The organism is Lysinibacillus sp. FSL K6-0232 (genome assembly GCF_038008325.1).
Taxonomy (GTDB): domain Bacteria; phylum Bacillota; class Bacilli; order Bacillales_A; family Planococcaceae; genus Lysinibacillus.
The window spans coordinates 1,947,391-1,963,697 of sequence record NZ_JBBOYW010000001.1; the positions used below are offsets into that span (position 1 = coordinate 1,947,391).

Genomic DNA, 16,307 nt, shown 5'->3' on the forward strand with positions numbered 1-16,307 from the left:
TTGTTTTGAAAGATGGAGGTTATATGGTAATGAAGTTTAAGTCAATACGAAGTAAAATTTTATTTGGTTTTTCCATCATTCTCATAGGGATAATGGTGCAAAGTAGCTATATCATTTATTCAAATATCACCATGAATAAAGAAATGGAGAAAATGGTGAATAGGGACCTAGAGCTATCGATTCTTCAACAGCATCTAGCTAGCTCGATGTCTGTGAGAATAGGAGCTGCACGAGGCTATGTACTGACAGGTGAGCAATCTTATAAAGATACATTTAATGAATATATTCAACAATCTTTAGAAAATGAAAAGCTTGTTCGCCAGCTTATTGAGTCGGAGGAATTTGAGGACTATGCAGCAAGAGCAAAGGCTTGGCGTCAATATATTGAAAAAAATGTCTTTCCGGCTTATGAGGCTGGGAATACGGCATTAGCCATTCAAAATTTAGTGAGTCAGGAACAAGAAGTGCAAGCGATTCGGGAAGGCTTTGAGTCATTAGCAGCTAAAGGTGAAGACATTATTCGCGAGGCTGGTGACAACTTAAGAGATGATAATGCTCATGTTAATAATATAAACATTATTGTATCTATACTTGTTACAATATTGGCGATTGCTACAGCCTTCTATAGCGCCATATCCATTTCTAAACCTGTCCAACGAATTTCACAGCGCGTGAAAGTAATTGCAGAGGGTGATTTAAGCCAAGAGGCACTTGTTAATGATGCACGCGATGAGGTTGGCGAGCTTACAGAGTCAACAAATACGATGAATCTTAAAATAAAGGATATGCTACAGCAAATTCAACATGTATCGACTGAAGTGGCTACGCAAAGTGAAGAATTGCTACAGTCCTCCGTAGAGGTAAAAGCAGGGGCAGAGCAGGTAGCACTGACGATGAATGATATTGCAGAGGGCACGGAAGTACAGGCAAGCAATGCAAGTGATTTATCACATTTAATGAGTGATTTTGTGAAGCGTATGAATGAGGCTAGTCAAAATGGGCAGCATGTTGAAAGTGATGCGAATCAGGTGCTAACATTAACGGATTCAGGTCAAACATTAATTAAAGCATCGACAGATCAAATGTTAAAGATTGATAATATTGTTCATCAGGTGGTTGAGCGAGTGGAGGGCTTAAACCATAAATCACAGGATATTTCCAAGCTTGTTGTGGTGATTAATGATATTGCTAAGCAAACGAATTTATTGGCACTCAATGCAGCAATTGAAGCGGCACGTGCAGGGGAGCAAGGACAGGGCTTTGCTGTTGTGGCGGAAGAGGTACGCAAATTGGCAGAGCAGGTTTCAGTATCAGTTGTTGATATTGAGCATATTGTAGAGGAAATTGTGGTGGAAACCAATGATGTGACCAACGCCTTACAATCAAGCTATAAGGAAGTGCAGCAAGGCTCAGAGCAAATTTCTTTAACGAATCAAACCTTTGTTGAAATTGGGACGGCTGTCAATGCGATGGCACATAATATTGCAAATGTGTCGCAAAACCTTGACCAGCTAGTAGAAAATTCTGTACGTATCGACCAAGCGATTGAAGAAATTGCTGCCATTTCAGAGGAATCGGCTGCAGGCATTGAACAAACATCTGCCACAATGCAGCAAACGTCTAGCTCGATGGAGGAAATTTCCAATAGTTCTAATCAACTGGCAAAAATGGCAGAGCAATTAAATCAGCAAGTAGGACAATTTACATTAAGGTAATATCACATAACAAGAGGACCAAAAAGATCAGGATGCCAAGGCCTTCTGGTCTTTTTGTATTAAAAAAATTTGATTATTTATTCTTCTAACAATACTTGCTAAAATAGGAGTAACAGATAGAATTCTTTTATAAAAAAATGGTAAAAACATCTAATGTTAATAGATTAAAGGAGTCAATAAATGCAGAGAAAAACAATAGGTTTAATGGCTTCAGCACTGATAATTGTTGTTTTACTTATCGTCATGCTAAAAAATAACTGGGGGCAAGAGCAAGTATCTTCTTCTATGGTAGAGTTAGCAGATGGTACAGCACAGCTTGATTTTACCACCGTGTTAACGCCATTGAACCAACCTGCAACAACCTTTGAAACGTATAAGGGAAAAGTGCTAGTGGTCAATTTTTGGGCATCATGGTGTGGGCCCTGTCAACAAGAAGCCCCTGCATTAAACGACTTTTATCAGCAAAAACCGCAGCAAGTGGAGCTATTAGCCATCAACGCCACCAAGTATGATAGCTATGAACAAGCAGTCACATTTCAGGAAAACCATCAATTAGCATTCCCTATCTTTTTAGATAAAGAAGGAACGCTTCAGCAAGCATTTCAAGTGCTCGGATACCCAACAACCTTTATTTTTGATATGGAAGGAATTTTACAGTATACGATTAAAGGCGAAATTAATCAACAGGAATTAAATAAGCTAGTAGCAACTATCAATAGTTAGACGAGTTGAAACCTTTTATAGAGAAACTGCGTAAAATAGTAAACTTATTACAGGTATTATTCCACCAGTAAATGGATAAGATATTAGATATTTCAAAGAGATATAGTGCTATATTTTACATATACAGCAAGCGTGTTGATGATCTAAATATTGGCTATTCATTTGCGTGTTGTTAGAAGGAAAACGCTTTGTCTAAAGCATTCTCTCGTTGATTGGCGTGAAAGGTGGCGACTCTAGCGGAAAAAGTGCGAGCTGAAAATCCATTTATTTCGGCATTTGCCGAAATAAATGAGTTGAAGCCGCACCCGCAGAAAGCGTCCACCTGTAACAGAAATCAACGAATTCTAAGCAATTCTCTGTAAAATAAAGGTTAATCAACACGCCTGCATATACAGTTATGTAAAGGAGATAAATATTATCGTGCCTATTTATTATAAAAACCAACTTTATCAACAGTTCTCGGAGGAAGTTTTTCATATAGAAGCAAGTATCGAAACCTACATTAAGGATTCTTTTCAACATATTAATGCAGATGAATTACATCAGTTAATGGAGATGCTAAAAAGTATTAAACGCCTTAAAACCGTCCATGCTTTAACTGTAGCTAAATAAGCATTATCAAAAGATCAAGTCAGTATTCCTTGCTGGCTCGATCTTTTTTTGTAGAGAATTTGTAGAGGTCTACGTGTTAGAATCTAATGATGCATTAGTCAGGGAGGTGAAAATAGTAAAAGGTACATCCATATTAACCCTTTTACATGATCTTTCATGAACACAAAAAAGATTATTATGATTATCGTGCTATTTATTGTATCGCTCACAGCTTTACGTCTATTATGGCTTGAATTATTTAAGCAGCCAGAGCAGCTCTATGCCGAAAAAGGTCAACTAGATGTACGAGATTTCGACTTCCAAGATAGCACGCTCACATTGGATGGTGAGTGGTTATTTTATCCATCTCAATGGTTAATGGATAAAGAGCAGCCAGCACAGCCTATAAATATCAAAATTCCGGGTGGCTGGGATACGGCCTTCCCAGAGCATGAGCGGAGTCCTTATGGCTACGGCTCTTATCGACTTACACTACTCGTCGATCCAGCAGAAACAACTACATATAGTATTAGAGTAGCAAGCGTTCGTAGTGCATCTGAAATTTATGTGAATGGACGATTACTGAAGAAATCAGGTGAGATAGGTAAAAATCTTGCAGAAACAGTCGCAGAAAATGTACCATTTACCGTTTCTTTTGAGGCACAGGGACAAAGCGAAATTGAGATCGTTATCCAAGCAGCTAACTTTCACGACCCTCGTATGGGTGGTATTGTGCGTTCCATTAAATTTGGGCAAGAGGATGTTATTTACCGTGAAACATTGCTGTCTATTGTGATGCAGCTACTCGTTGCTATTGTTTTACTGATTCATGCTGGCTATGCAATCATTCTGTATTTGGTTGGCAGCAAGGATAAACGTTTACTCTATTTTTCACTATTAATGGTTAGTATGATGTTTTATTATTTGCTGAGTAATGAAGACAAGCTGTTGACCTTTTGGTTTTCCATTAATTATGAATGGAGCTTTATACTTGTTCATCTTACGGCTATTAGCATGGGCTACTCAATGCTTCGATGTATTGACCAGTGGCTACCACCACATTTCAAGCCGTATAAAAAAGCCTTTGCGATTATTTGTGCTATAGCTGTGTTGGTGGCGATTCTATTGCCAACCTATTATCTTATTACCATACAAATTATATATATTCTTATTTTTGCTATTGCTATTATGATGACAATGATGGTTGTACTAAGCAACTCCATAAAGGATATTCGAAACAATATTTTTGTTTTACTCGCCATCATCGCATTTATGAATAGTATAATTTGGGCTGGTCTGTTGATGATTATGGGAAATAAGGTGGTCTTTTATCCCTTTGACTTGATTATTACCATTGCTTGTTTAGCGATTGTCTGGTTTCAAGGTTTTGCAAAGGTGCATGCCGATACAAAAGCCTTTGCCTTACAACTGCAAAAAGCTGATAAACAAAAGGATGAATTTTTGGCAAGCACCTCACATGAATTACGCAACCCGCTTCATAGCATTATTAATATTTCAAGAGCGGTATTGGAGCGTGAAACACATGCATTGAGCAATGCCAGTGTGAATGATTTAGAAACGGTATTATCTGTAGGCAAGCGAATGTCCCTGCTATTAGATGATTTGCTGGATGTTAGGAGCTTGCAGGAAAATACACAAAAATTACAGCTCGGAAATGTTTCGATTCATACAGTTGTATCAGGTGTACTAGAGATGCTGCGTTATACAGTGGAAGGGAAGCCTGTGCAATTTATTCATCGAATTCCAGCCGATTTTCAGCAAGTATGGGCGGATGAAAACCGTGTAACGCAAATTGTGTTGAATTTAGTGCATAATGCGGTGAAATTTACGAATGAGGGCTATGTTAGTATTTCAGGCTATACGAAAGATGGGATGGCAAAAATTGTAGTAGAGGATACAGGCATTGGGATGGATCGAGAAACAATGCAGCGTATCTTTAAGCCATATGAGCAAGGAGCAGCAGGTAAAAATATTGTTGAAGGTGGCTTTGGGCTAGGACTAAGTGTTAGTAAGCGATTAATTGAGCTGCAAGGTGGGACATTGGAAGTACAGTCTGTGTTAGGCAAAGGGTCCACCTTTACGTTTACATTGCCATTGTCTAATGACATACAGGACGATGTAGTGACACAAAGCAACAATTACAAACAGGAAGATATGCAAATAAAGTCATCTATAATGGCTACTGGCATTGTAGATTGGAGCCGACCTCGTATTTTAGTGGTGGATGATGAGCCGATTAACCTAAGAGTGATTGAAACCATTTTAACGAATGATAAGTATGATGTTGTCACGGTGACAAGCGGTATCAAGGCTTTGGAATGCATTCAATCACAAGAATGGGATTTAGTCATTTCAGATGTGATGATGCCAAAAATGTCTGGCTATGAATTGGTACGGCTGATTCGCAAGCAATTCTCACTCACCGATTTGCCTGTATTATTGCTGACAGCACGTAGTCAGCCTCAGTATATTGAAAAGGGCTTTTTAGCAGGGGCGAATGATTATGTGATTAAGCCCGTAGATGCTTTAGAGTTAAAATCTCGTGCAGAGGCATTGACAAAGGTAAAACGCTCTGTGCAGGAGCGCCATCGTATGGAGGCTGCTTGGCTTCAGGCACAAATTGAACCGCACTTTTTATTTAATACATTAAATGCCCTTTTAACATTAAGTGAAACGGATAGTGCGCGAACAAGTAAATTAGTAGAGGCATTAAGCGATTTTTTAAGAGAATCTTATAATTTCCAAAACGTTGAAGCTCTTGTGCCGTTAGAAAATGAATTGCGATTAATTCAAGCCTATCTCTATATTCAGCAGGAACGCTTTGGCAACCGCATTCAAGTAGTATGGGAGATAGATGCACAGCAAGATATACTTATTCCACCGCTGATTATACAGCCTATCGTGGAAAATGCGTTGGAGCATGGTATTTTAAAACGTGCAGAGGGTGGAACAGTTCGTATTTGCGTGATGAGTCATGATGACCAGTTGGACATCTCGGTTTCGGATGATGGTGTTGGTATGAATGAACAAAAAGTAGCACAACTATTGCAACGAACAACGCATAAATCCAAAAGCATTGGCTTATTAAATACGCACCTTCGCTTGCAGCAGCATTACGGGCAAGGTCTGCAAATTTCAAGTAAGCCAAACCAAGGAACCACTGTATCATTTATGGTCTTGGCAAAGAAAGCGACATAAAGCGCGCCATCCAAAGAGAATAGGCATTATACTTCGCGTATAATGCCTATTTTTGTTTATTTACTTCATCTATATAGCGATATAAAGTGGATTTACTAATGCCTGTTTGATTTTTAATATCGAGCAATGAATAGTTCTTGCTTTGATACATCTCCAACGCTTGGCGTAAATACTTATCAGATTTTTTCGGGCGTCCAATGGTTTTGCCAGCTTTTTTTGCCTCAGCAAGCCCAAATGTTGTGGCATGGCTTTTAAATTGTGTTTGTAAATGGGCAAAAAATAGTGCGTTATCTAATAAGGACATCGGCATCTGTGTGGTATTAGTCATTTGCTCCTGCCGAAAGGTAATGGTTACATGATCCTTTGCTAAAATATGCAAGACATCCACTAATTGATGTAAGGAGTCGGCAAGCACCATGATATTTTCAACAATAATTTCATCCCCAGCCTGTATCACCATTAATAATTCCTCTAAGGCATGACGTTTTTTAGCATAAGGGTGTGCCTCCACAAATAATTGCTCAACCTGTATATCCAGTAGTTGCTGTTCACCTAATTCATCGCCAATAATCGGGCGCTTATAGCCATAAATCATTATTTTTCCTCCCAAAACCATTCCTTTTTGGGAATGATTATGCTATGCTACTTGTTGTCGTTCCAAAAAGGTATCTTTTGGTACGATTACTTATACTATAACTAAGGGAGTTTATTTATGCAAACATTAAAAGAACAATGGTTTGGCAATGTTCGTGCAGATATATTATCAGGAATTGTTGTGGCTCTCGCACTAATTCCTGAAGCTATTGCCTTTTCAATTATTGCAGGCGTTGACCCAATGGTTGGACTCTATGCCTCATTTTGTATTGCAACGATTATTGCCTTTGTCGGAGGGCGACCAGCGATGATTTCCGCTGCTACGGGAGCGATGGCATTGGTCATGACAAGCCTTGTTAAGGAGCATGGGCTGCAATATTTACTGGCAGCTACAATTTTAACAGGCGTATTGCAGTTGCTATTTGGCGTATTAGGTATTGCCAAGCTTATGCGCTTTGTGCCAAATGCTGTCATGATTGGCTTTGTCAATGCATTGGCGATTTTAATTTTTATGGCACAGGTTCCGCATTTTTTCAAGGAGGGGCTTTGGACATATCTATTTATCGCAATTACCTTGCTTATTGTGTATGTTGTGCCTCGATTTTTTAAGGCAATTCCTGCACCGTTAATTGCAATTGTTGTGTTAACGATTGTAGCCTTTACAACAGAGGTAGATTTAAAAACAATTGGTGACTTAGGTGCAATTGAACGTGCATTGCCTACATTTTTTATACCGAATGTGCCATTTACCCTTGAAACCTTGCTAATTATTTTGCCCTATTCCTTAGCTTTATCTATTGTTGGGCTATTAGAGTCATTATTAACGGCTCAAATTGTCGATGACATGACTAGCACAAAAAGCGATAAAAATCGTGAAGCACGTGGACAGGGCATTGCCAATGTAATCAATGGCTTTTTCGGTGGAATGGCTGGCTGTGCCATGATTGGTCAATCGGTGATTAATGTAAAATCAGGTGGGCGAGGACGTCTATCAACATTGGTGGCAGGCGTATTTTTAATGTTTTTAATTATTGTGCTGGGTGATCTAGTGGTGGATATTCCAATGCCTGTGCTTGTTGGGATTATGATTATGGTAAGTATTGGCACATTTGATTGGGGCTCTTTCCGTTATATTGCCACGGCTCCCCGCACGGATGCCTTTGTCATGATTGCCACCGTGTTAATTGTTATCTATACCGATAATTTAGCGATTGGCGTTGTCATTGGTGTGATTGTCAGTGCATTATTTTTTGTAGCAAAAATATCAAAGGTGACGATTCAGCAAGTAGGCACAACCTATATTATTGAGGGACCATTATTTTTTGCCTCTACGAAAAGCTTTATACAAGCATTTGACCAGATTGAAGCGTCTAGCATTACGATTGATTTATCTAGCAGCCATTTATGGGATGAATCAGCAGTAGGAGCGCTTGTTAAAGTGCGTCAGCGTTTAGCGGCACAGCATATTCATGTAGAGATAATTGGCTTAAATCCTGCAAGCCAAGCGTTATACAGTCAATTAAGTGGGTTAAATTAGGAGGGATGCTATGTATTCGCATATTTTAGTAGCAGTGGATGGCTCTGATAATGCATTCCGTGCAGCACAGGAAGCCATGAAAATCGCCAAGCTGTCAAAGAGTACCATGGTGGATATTGTTTATGTGGTTAATGTAGAAAAAGTAAAAAATGAATTATTACGAGCTGGCTCTCCTGAAACAATGGAGCTGGCACGTCAGCGTAAAATTGCCCCCGTGGAGCAAGCATTAAGAGCAGCACAAATTCCTTATCAAACAACGATTTTAAAAGGAGAACCGGGGTCAGAAATTGTGCGCTATGCCAATGAGAAGCAAGTGGATTTAGTTGTTATCGGCAGCCGTGGCTTAAACAGCTTTCAAGAAATGGTGCTCGGCAGCGTCAGCCATAAAGTAATGAAACGTGTGCAATGCCCTGCTTTGATTGTGAAGTAGGAGGATAGAACCGTAAAAGTGACGGATAGAGAGGCTGCTTTGACGGATAGAACAGCTTCAGTGACGGATAGCCCTGTAAAACCAAGGAAGAGCAAATTTTGACCTATCATCAAAATTTGCTCTTTTTAATTGACTTATTTCGTTGTAAAGCCGTTGTTTGTGGCATTGTCGAGAATTTGCTGGATCGCCTTCAGCTCTTTTTCCGTAAATACATACCAAACATTCTTGTTGAAATCGTGGAGAAGGAATGTTGGATACGGTGCCAATTCCTCAGCAGGGAATGATTGATTTAATTCATAGATGTCATACTGCTCCACACTAGTATTGTCTTGGTTTAAAAAGTCATACTGTGCAAGCTTCGTATAAGAGCCAACTGTTTCTAAATTAAAGCGCCAATAGTAGTCTTTAGGAGCCTCTACTTGTTCACCCTTTTGCTCTTGAAGCACTTTATAAATGGCTTGGTGATAAGCATGTCCTTTAATGAACTGCATCTCTCCACCCTTTGCCATGTTGTATTCATAGCGAAGCGTTTTGATTTGCTCGTTGTCAAGCAGCAATGGTGTTGATGTGATGCTGATGCTCCCTTGACTGTACTCTACCTGACTGCCAAATGTTTCCGCAATAAAGCGAAGTGGTACAAAGGTACGGTTGCTTTTTACATATGGCTGCACATCTAATTGTTCCACATTGCCATTTTTAATGACTGTCTTGTTTTTTACATTTAAAATAACGGTTGCCTCATCCGTTGAAAGGGTAATTTGGGCATCCTTCCATTGTACTTGTGCGCCTAAATTTTCACTAATCACGCGCAAAGGCACCATTGTTCGATTATTTTTGATTTCGGGTGCTACATCGGATTTTACGACAACCTGATCAATTTGAACATGCGTTGTCGCGGCATCAGTGGGGGAAGCCATCAAAAATATAGATGCTACAATAATCCCCGTGAAAAACTTCTTCATTGCAAAAAAACCTCCTTTAATTCAAAACACATACTAACCTCGCAATTTTACCATAATATTCTTTGGTATATACGAAAAATTTTGCTATTTTTATAAATTTAAAGTGACGGATAGCGCTCCTCCCTAGACGGATAGAACCTTAAGCTACTGTATTACTAATAACTGTGCTAAAGCCGTTGTTTATAGCATTATGAATAAGTTGATCGATTGCATCCATGCCTTTTTCTGTGAATATATACCATTTATCTGCTGTTACATCATGCAGTAATACGGTAGGGTAGCCCTCTAATAGTTCAATAGGGAACCCTCGATTTAACAAATATATATCAAACTGCTGAACATTTTGACCATCAACGCCTCTAAAATTATATTGACCCTGTTTGGAATAGGAACCGAGTTGATCCGTATTTGGCTGCCAAGAATAGTGAGCAGGTGCTTCTACTTGAGTGCCTCTTTGTACTTGGAAGATGCTAGAAAGCTCTTTAACATAGGCATTGCCTTGAATATCCTGTACAACGCCGCCCATTGTCATATGGTATTCATAACGAAGGGCTTGAATTTTTATATTGTTAAGCAACAAGGGCTCGTTTGTAATGCTAACAATGCCATTGCTATAATGAACTTGACTGCCAAATGTTTCAGCGATAAAACGAAGAGGTACAAAGGTACGGTTATTTTTTATATATGGTTGCACATCTAACTGTGCTGTTTGACCATTTTTGATAATGGTATGACTGTTAGGCTGTAATTGAATGACTGTCTTATCCGATGTAAGGATGATTTTTGCGTCTTGCCAGTGAACTTGTGCGCCTAGGTTTTCACTAATTACGCGAAGAGGAACCATTGTGCGATTATTTGTCATTTCAGGTGCTACATCCGATTTGACTAACACATGATCAATTTTGATTTGAATAGCTGCGGCATCGGCGGGAGATGCCCACAATAGCAGCATGCATACTGTAAAAATACCTATGAATGGTTTTTTCATTGCGTTAAACCTCCTTTTTAAAAATTATACTATAAAGGGATGATATTGGATGGTAATTGTTTATGATAAAGCAAAATATCATATTGAAGGTGATTTTCCAGCTAATTTAGCGATCAAGCAAGCATATGTACATACAGGGATGTTTGTGGGCTGGCTAATAGATAACCAGCTATATAGTGAAGAATTAGAGGAAGACGGTTGGGAAGAAATTGTTCATTTTCAAGCAAGGCGCTTAACAGGCACTGAGCTTTATCAGGCATGGGATGGTGTTTTAACGGATGATATGCTAAATCGTGAGGGAAATGCATTTGCTGCGAGTTACTTTGATTTTGAACAAGGCTGTTATTTGCAAGATTACGAGGAAACATTTGCTAGCTATGATTCCCTGTATGCTGTAGAGGATACATGGGAAAATTATTGGACATTAAAGGCAGTGATTGATCAGCGCTATCAGGAATGGCAGCACAGCAAATAAAAGCAAAAATCCGCGGATTTTTGCTTTTTATTTACTTTGTGTTTGCAATGCTAAGCGGACGCCTAAGCCAATATAGACAAAGCCCACTGTTTTTTCGAGCCATTTGGAGCTACCGCTTGTTTTTGTAAACATTTTTTCACCAATAAAGCTAGTCATAATTGCTAGTAAAATGGTATATAATGCGCTCATCACAACAAATGTAATGCCTAATGTAAGCAACTGTGTAGTAATGGATTGTCCATTTGGCTGGACAAACTGCGGTAAAAAGGCAAGGAAAAAGAGCGCTGTTTTAGGATTTAAAATTTCTGCTAAAAAGCCTTGGCGGAAGGAGGTGCTTGTTGCGCTTTGTTCGACAGTGGGCTTTTCGAGCTTTTTCGGTTTTGTAAGAAGCATTTGAATGCCTAAATAAACAAGGTACGCAACCCCGATATATTTGACAACTTCAAATGCTGTCGCTGATTTCATTAAAATAGCGGATAGCCCTAGAACAGCCGCTAATGTATGCACAAAATCGCCAAGTCCAATCCCTAAAGCGGTATAAATGCCATTCATTTTACCACCTTTTAATGTTTGGGTAACAGTAATAATGACCGCAGGACCCGGAATTAAAAATAATAAAAGAACAATTGCCATAAACGATAACATACGTAACCATCCTATTCTAATTATCTTGGTGGAATGCCTCAAATATTATAGTATAATAGTGAGGGCTCTGTCGATAAAAAATAAGAGGGTATAACCAACCTTTATGTGTTCATATATTATAAGGAAATGATCGTGAAAGGATGGGGAGGCTTGATTACTAGCATAGACAACGAACATAAATTGCTACGACCTGAGCAAGCATTGGATAAAGATTTCTGTGATCAATTTATTAAAAAAATGCATAAAAATATTTTGGATAAAAAGCTTCACCATGATGTGTATACATCTTATTTTGTGATTTTACAGCAGCGCTATACCGTAAAGGAGCTAGATTATATTGTTGGTCGCCTGAAGCAGCAAGCTAATGAATTGCTGCGCTTAAAGCCTATGTTTATTTTATTAAGCGGTATGATTTTAGCTATCTTTACCCTGCTTGCTGCTGTGATGAGTATGCTGATTGTTGAGATTTCACTGCTACAAATAGTGGCATTGGCTGTTGTTAGCTTAAGCATCGCCATTCTTGCCATTTCCTATAAAATCGAAAAAGAATATAAAAGAGCGCAGGCTGTCATTAATTTACTAACCTATTATAGGACCATTGAACAGGCCACGAAAATGTAGGCATTTTTTTAGTAAATCTTCAAATAATAAAGGACAACAATTATTTGGGGATGTGAAACTGTGAAAAAATTTCTGCTGTTTTTCTTGCCGATCTGCTTAATGGTGACATTGTTTTCTTATCATAAAGCTAGCTCTTCTGAAAATAAAGGAAGAAAGTATTATGAGGAAGCGGGGCAAATTTTATGGGAAATCCAAACAAATGAAAAAATTATTGCCTTGACCTTTGATGATGGACCACATCGTACCTATACCCCAGCGATTCTTGATTTACTGCAAAAGTATCATGCGAAAGCGACCTTTTTTATTGTAGGTCAACATGCACAAAAAAATCCTGAAGTAATTACCCGTATGTATGATGAAGGGCATGAATTAGCCAATCATACCTTTACACATCCTTTAAAAGCAACTGTACCCCATTTAATGAAGGAAATTAAGCAAACAGATGAAGTCATTGCTGAAATTAGTGGCTATCAACCAACATTGTTTCGACCAGTTGAAGGCTATTATACAGATGCGATGATTGAGGCCATTACAAAAGAGGGCTATCAAGTAATAATGTGGTCATGGCATTTAGATACACTTGATTGGAAAAGCCCGGGTGTACAGCGAATTGTGCAAACAGTGCTACAAGGTGTAAAGGCTGGTAATATTGTCCTGTTTCATGATGGTGGCGGCAATCGAACGCAAACGGTGCAGGCGCTGGCACAAATTTTGCCAGAGCTAGCAAAGCAGGGCTATCAATTTGTGACGGTTTCGGAATTGCTGGAGATACAAAATACCCATAAAAAAGTGAAGAAGCAATAATGGTGTTGAAGGCATCTTCCTTCAACACTATTTTTTATTGGCAACTTTTAGTCAGCGTTATACGTTCTATAATAGATAGATTGATATTTTAGTTGACTGCTACTAGGAAACGGGTAAAATAAAAAGGCAGTACCATTATATGCCTATGTTTGAGTGGAAGTGTGATAAGACAAGGTCTGTCATGAAATTGTGACAGTCTTTTCTTTTCGTCTTCTAGATAACCTGTTAAGATGGTAGTAGTGTGACAACAAGTTAGTGTAAATGAGAGTGGTGACAATCAAGATGGATGAACAGAAAAAAGATAGTACAGAGCAACAGCAAGAGCCAACACAGGTTGATGTAAAACCAGCGGGGCAATTTATACAATTAAAGCCGTTTAAATTTATTATGCTGATGTTCTTTACAATTCTGATTACCGCAGGGTTAACGATTTTTGCGTTAACATTTGGTGATAAAAAAGTAGTAGAAGTAAAGGTTCCTGTTGAACGTGCGGAATTTACCAAATTATATGAAGCATTTGATTTACTAAAAAATAAATACTATCAAGATATTGATGATGAAAAAGTCGTTGACGGTGCGATTAATGGAATGTTTGATGCACTAGGCGATCCGTACTCTGATTTTATGGTGAAGGAAGAAGCAGATCAATTTAACACAGGCTTATCCTCTAGCTTCCAAGGAATTGGTGCGGAAATTCAAGAGCGTAATGGCTTTATTACAGTTGTGTCACCTATTAAAAATTCTCCTGCTGAAAAGGCAGGCTTACTACCAAAAGATATTATCTTAACGGTGGATGGCAAAAGCATTCAAGGCTTAAGTGCAACAGAAGCCGTGGCACTTATTCGCGGGGAAAAGGGCACACCTGTAAAATTAACGGTGAAACGCGGAGAAAATACAGAGCCAATTCAAATGACGATTATTCGTGACGATATTCCAGTAGAAACTGTTTATGGTGAACTGCTTGACGGCAATATTGCCCATATCCAAATTACATCATTTAGTGAGGATACAGCAAAAGAGCTTGAAACAATGCTGGCGGAGTATGAAGGAAAAGGCATGAAGGGCATTGTGTTAGATTTACGTCAAAACCCTGGTGGCTACTTAAATGCAGCTGAGGATATTTCGAATTTATTTGTACCAGAAGGCAAAGCAATTGTTCAGGTACAAGAAAAAGGAGAAGAGCCTCAAGTGGTCAATGCAACTGGTGGGAAAAAATATAACCTACCAGTAACCGTTCTTGTGGATGGTGGTAGTGCTTCTGCCTCTGAAATTTTAGCAGGTGCGTTAAAGGAATCTGTTGGAGCAAAAGTTGTTGGAGAAACATCCTTTGGTAAAGGAACTGTCCAAAATGTAACACCATTAAGAGATGGCTCGAATTTGAAGTTTACAACAGGTAAATGGTTAACACCAAATGGCAACTGGATTAATGAAAAAGGAATTGAGCCTGATGTCAAAGTGGCGTATCCATCCTATGCTTCCTTACCATACTTAAATGCTTCTTTAGAGATGAAGGAAGGTATGCAGTCCGAATCCATCAAGGCAGCAGAGGAAATGCTGCAGGTGCTAGGGTACGAGCCTGGTGAAGTAGATGGCGTGTTTGATAACCAAACAGAGCAGGCTGTCGAGCAATTACAGGCAGCAAATAACCTTGAACAAACAGGAATTTTAACAGGAAATACAACGTATGCATTAATGGATGCTTTACGTGCAAAAATTAAAGCAGATGACCCTCAGCTATTAAAAGCAAAAGAGCTGCTTTTAGAAACAGCAGAAAAGGCTGAGGAAACTACAAATTAAACCGTACAGCTGTCGCAATCGTCGTCTTTCACGGCATCTGCGACAGCTTTTTTTATTGGAGGATGATGGAGATGAAGGACGTATATTTATTTAGTGGCTTTTTAGGCAGTGGTAAAACATCACTGCTAACGGATGTAATTCGTCAGCTGAAGGACAAGCATTTAAAGCCTGCTGTAATCATGAATGAGCTTGGCAAGCTGCCATTTGACTCACAGGCAGTCGATAAGGATATTCCGCTAAAAGAAATGCTAGAGGGCTGTATTTGCTGCTCAGGCGCTGAAAAAACAGAGGCACAAATTCAATCACTGCTATTCGATAGCAATTTTGATGTTTTAATTATCGAAACAACGGGTGCTGCCCATCCTGTAGAAGCATTAGATGCTGTTTATTCGCCGCTTTTTGCCGATCAATTAAATGTAAAAGGAATTGTGACCGTCGTGGATACAAAGCTGTGGCTGCATCGCGATACGCTGACACCACAAGTACGCTCATTGTTTATGGAACAAATCCGTCATGCCCATTTATTAGTAGCAAATAAAACGGATTTATTAACAGAGGCAGAGCAAGGGCAGGCGATTTACGAGCTACAGGGCTTAAATCCACATGCCTTTATTTTGCAAACAACGAATGGGCGTGTACCGTTGCATTTATTAGAAGGCTTAAAGGCAACAGCACAGGTCGATAAACAAAATATTGTGCAAGCCCCAATAAGCACGCTACAGCTTGGCTCTCGTTTAGTTAACTTTACAAGCATGGAATTTACACAGGAGCAGTTTGAGGATTGGGTGCGCTCATTGCCTGATACGGTTTATCGAATGAAGGGCTATGTGCCGATTCAGGGCATTCAGCAACCAATGTTATTCCAATACGCATATGGTATGGTGCAATGGCTGCCTGAATATATAAAAATGCCAGCGAAGCTTGTAATCATTGGTGAAAATATAAGCGATATACCTGTTATTGGCTTTAATTGAAGAAATACCTAATCTGCGTATGTACATTTACGCAGATTTTTTTATATTTATGTAATATAAATGTAACATAACTGTAATATTAGCGCGATATAGATGAATAAAATATGCATTTTATCATAAGCTATTTGCTAGTTTAGGAGAGGTGTCAACACTCTTTTAAACGTAAGTATTTCATAGATTGGTGAAACCTGCTAAAAAATAGGGCGGAAAAATCCCTTTATTGCGCGTCTGG

The 16,307-nt window shown here is 39.0% G+C and carries 15 protein-coding genes; 11 read left to right on the top strand and 4 right to left on the bottom strand.

What is annotated here, in order from left to right:
• Positions 1-131 precede the first annotated feature (131 nt).
• The 4 genes from MHB42_RS09505 to MHB42_RS09520 all read left to right on the top strand — a co-directional run bounded on the left by MHB42_RS09505 (position 132) and on the right by MHB42_RS09520 (position 6,248).
• Entirely contained in the window at positions 132-1,715 is a 1,584-nt protein-coding gene (locus MHB42_RS09505; protein ID WP_340805710.1) for a methyl-accepting chemotaxis protein, read from the top strand.
• A gap of 180 nt (positions 1,716-1,895) precedes the next feature.
• Positions 1,896-2,438 (top strand): TlpA family protein disulfide reductase, encoded by a 543-nt coding sequence (locus tag MHB42_RS09510; protein ID WP_340805711.1) that lies wholly within the window; start codon positions 1,896-1,898, stop codon positions 2,436-2,438.
• A 420-nt stretch (positions 2,439-2,858) separates the two neighbouring features.
• Positions 2,859-3,050: a hypothetical protein gene (locus MHB42_RS09515; protein ID WP_340805712.1), complete on the top strand. Its 192-nt coding sequence runs from the start codon at positions 2,859-2,861 to the stop codon at positions 3,048-3,050.
• Between the two features lie 156 nt (positions 3,051-3,206).
• Complete coding sequence (locus MHB42_RS09520) at positions 3,207-6,248, top strand: hybrid sensor histidine kinase/response regulator (RefSeq protein ID WP_340805713.1); 3,042 nt, start codon at positions 3,207-3,209, stop codon at positions 6,246-6,248.
• Between the two features lie 46 nt (positions 6,249-6,294).
• On the opposite strand, the gene MHB42_RS09525 is transcribed toward MHB42_RS09520, so the two are convergent.
• Positions 6,295-6,843 carry a recombinase family protein gene (locus tag MHB42_RS09525; RefSeq protein ID WP_340805714.1) on the bottom strand — a complete coding sequence of 183 codons (549 nt, stop codon included), beginning with the start codon at positions 6,841-6,843 and terminating at the stop codon, positions 6,295-6,297.
• A gap of 117 nt (positions 6,844-6,960) precedes the next feature.
• On the opposite strand from MHB42_RS09525, the gene MHB42_RS09530 reads away from it, so the two are divergent.
• Together MHB42_RS09530 and MHB42_RS09535 are read left to right on the top strand one after the other, a co-directional pair.
• Complete coding sequence (locus tag MHB42_RS09530) at positions 6,961-8,379, top strand: SulP family inorganic anion transporter (protein ID WP_340805716.1); 1,419 nt, start codon at positions 6,961-6,963, stop codon at positions 8,377-8,379.
• A 10-nt stretch (positions 8,380-8,389) separates the two neighbouring features.
• A complete protein-coding gene (locus MHB42_RS09535) occupies positions 8,390-8,809 on the top strand; it encodes a universal stress protein (protein ID WP_340805717.1) in 420 nt (139 codons plus the stop codon).
• A gap of 134 nt (positions 8,810-8,943) precedes the next feature.
• On the opposite strand, the gene MHB42_RS09540 is transcribed toward MHB42_RS09535, so the two are convergent.
• Together MHB42_RS09540 and MHB42_RS09545 are read right to left on the bottom strand one after the other, a co-directional pair.
• Entirely contained in the window at positions 8,944-9,771 is an 828-nt protein-coding gene (locus MHB42_RS09540; protein ID WP_340805719.1) for a copper amine oxidase N-terminal domain-containing protein, read from the bottom strand.
• Between the two features lie 139 nt (positions 9,772-9,910).
• Complete coding sequence (locus MHB42_RS09545) at positions 9,911-10,759, bottom strand: stalk domain-containing protein (RefSeq protein ID WP_340805720.1); 849 nt, start codon at positions 10,757-10,759, stop codon at positions 9,911-9,913.
• A 49-nt stretch (positions 10,760-10,808) separates the two neighbouring features.
• On the opposite strand from MHB42_RS09545, the gene MHB42_RS09550 reads away from it, so the two are divergent.
• Positions 10,809-11,234 (top strand): DUF7832 domain-containing protein, encoded by a 426-nt coding sequence (locus MHB42_RS09550; RefSeq protein WP_340805721.1) that lies wholly within the window; start codon positions 10,809-10,811, stop codon positions 11,232-11,234.
• Between the two features lie 27 nt (positions 11,235-11,261).
• Here the strand turns inward: MHB42_RS09550 and MHB42_RS09555 are convergent, their stop codons facing one another.
• On the bottom strand, positions 11,262-11,879 hold the full coding sequence (locus MHB42_RS09555) for a LysE family translocator (RefSeq protein ID WP_340805722.1): 618 nt from the start codon (positions 11,877-11,879) through the stop codon (positions 11,262-11,264).
• Positions 11,880-12,029: 150 nt separating this feature from the next.
• Here MHB42_RS09555 and MHB42_RS09560 point away from each other — a divergent pair, with 150 nt between their 5' ends.
• From MHB42_RS09560 to MHB42_RS09575, 4 genes are all read left to right on the top strand, one after another.
• Positions 12,030-12,500, top strand: a complete 471-nt coding sequence (locus MHB42_RS09560; protein WP_340805724.1) for a hydroxymyristoyl-ACP dehydratase — start codon at positions 12,030-12,032, stop codon at positions 12,498-12,500.
• 60 nt (positions 12,501-12,560) lie between these two features.
• Complete coding sequence (locus MHB42_RS09565) at positions 12,561-13,304, top strand: polysaccharide deacetylase family protein (RefSeq protein ID WP_340805725.1); 744 nt, start codon at positions 12,561-12,563, stop codon at positions 13,302-13,304.
• Between the two features lie 282 nt (positions 13,305-13,586).
• Positions 13,587-15,101 (top strand): lmo1851 family serine protease, encoded by a 1,515-nt coding sequence (locus MHB42_RS09570; protein WP_340805726.1) that lies wholly within the window; start codon positions 13,587-13,589, stop codon positions 15,099-15,101.
• A gap of 71 nt (positions 15,102-15,172) precedes the next feature.
• Positions 15,173-16,075 carry a CobW family GTP-binding protein gene (locus MHB42_RS09575; RefSeq protein WP_340805727.1) on the top strand — a complete coding sequence of 301 codons (903 nt, stop codon included), beginning with the start codon at positions 15,173-15,175 and terminating at the stop codon, positions 16,073-16,075.
• The last annotated feature ends 232 nt before the right edge of the window (positions 16,076-16,307 follow it).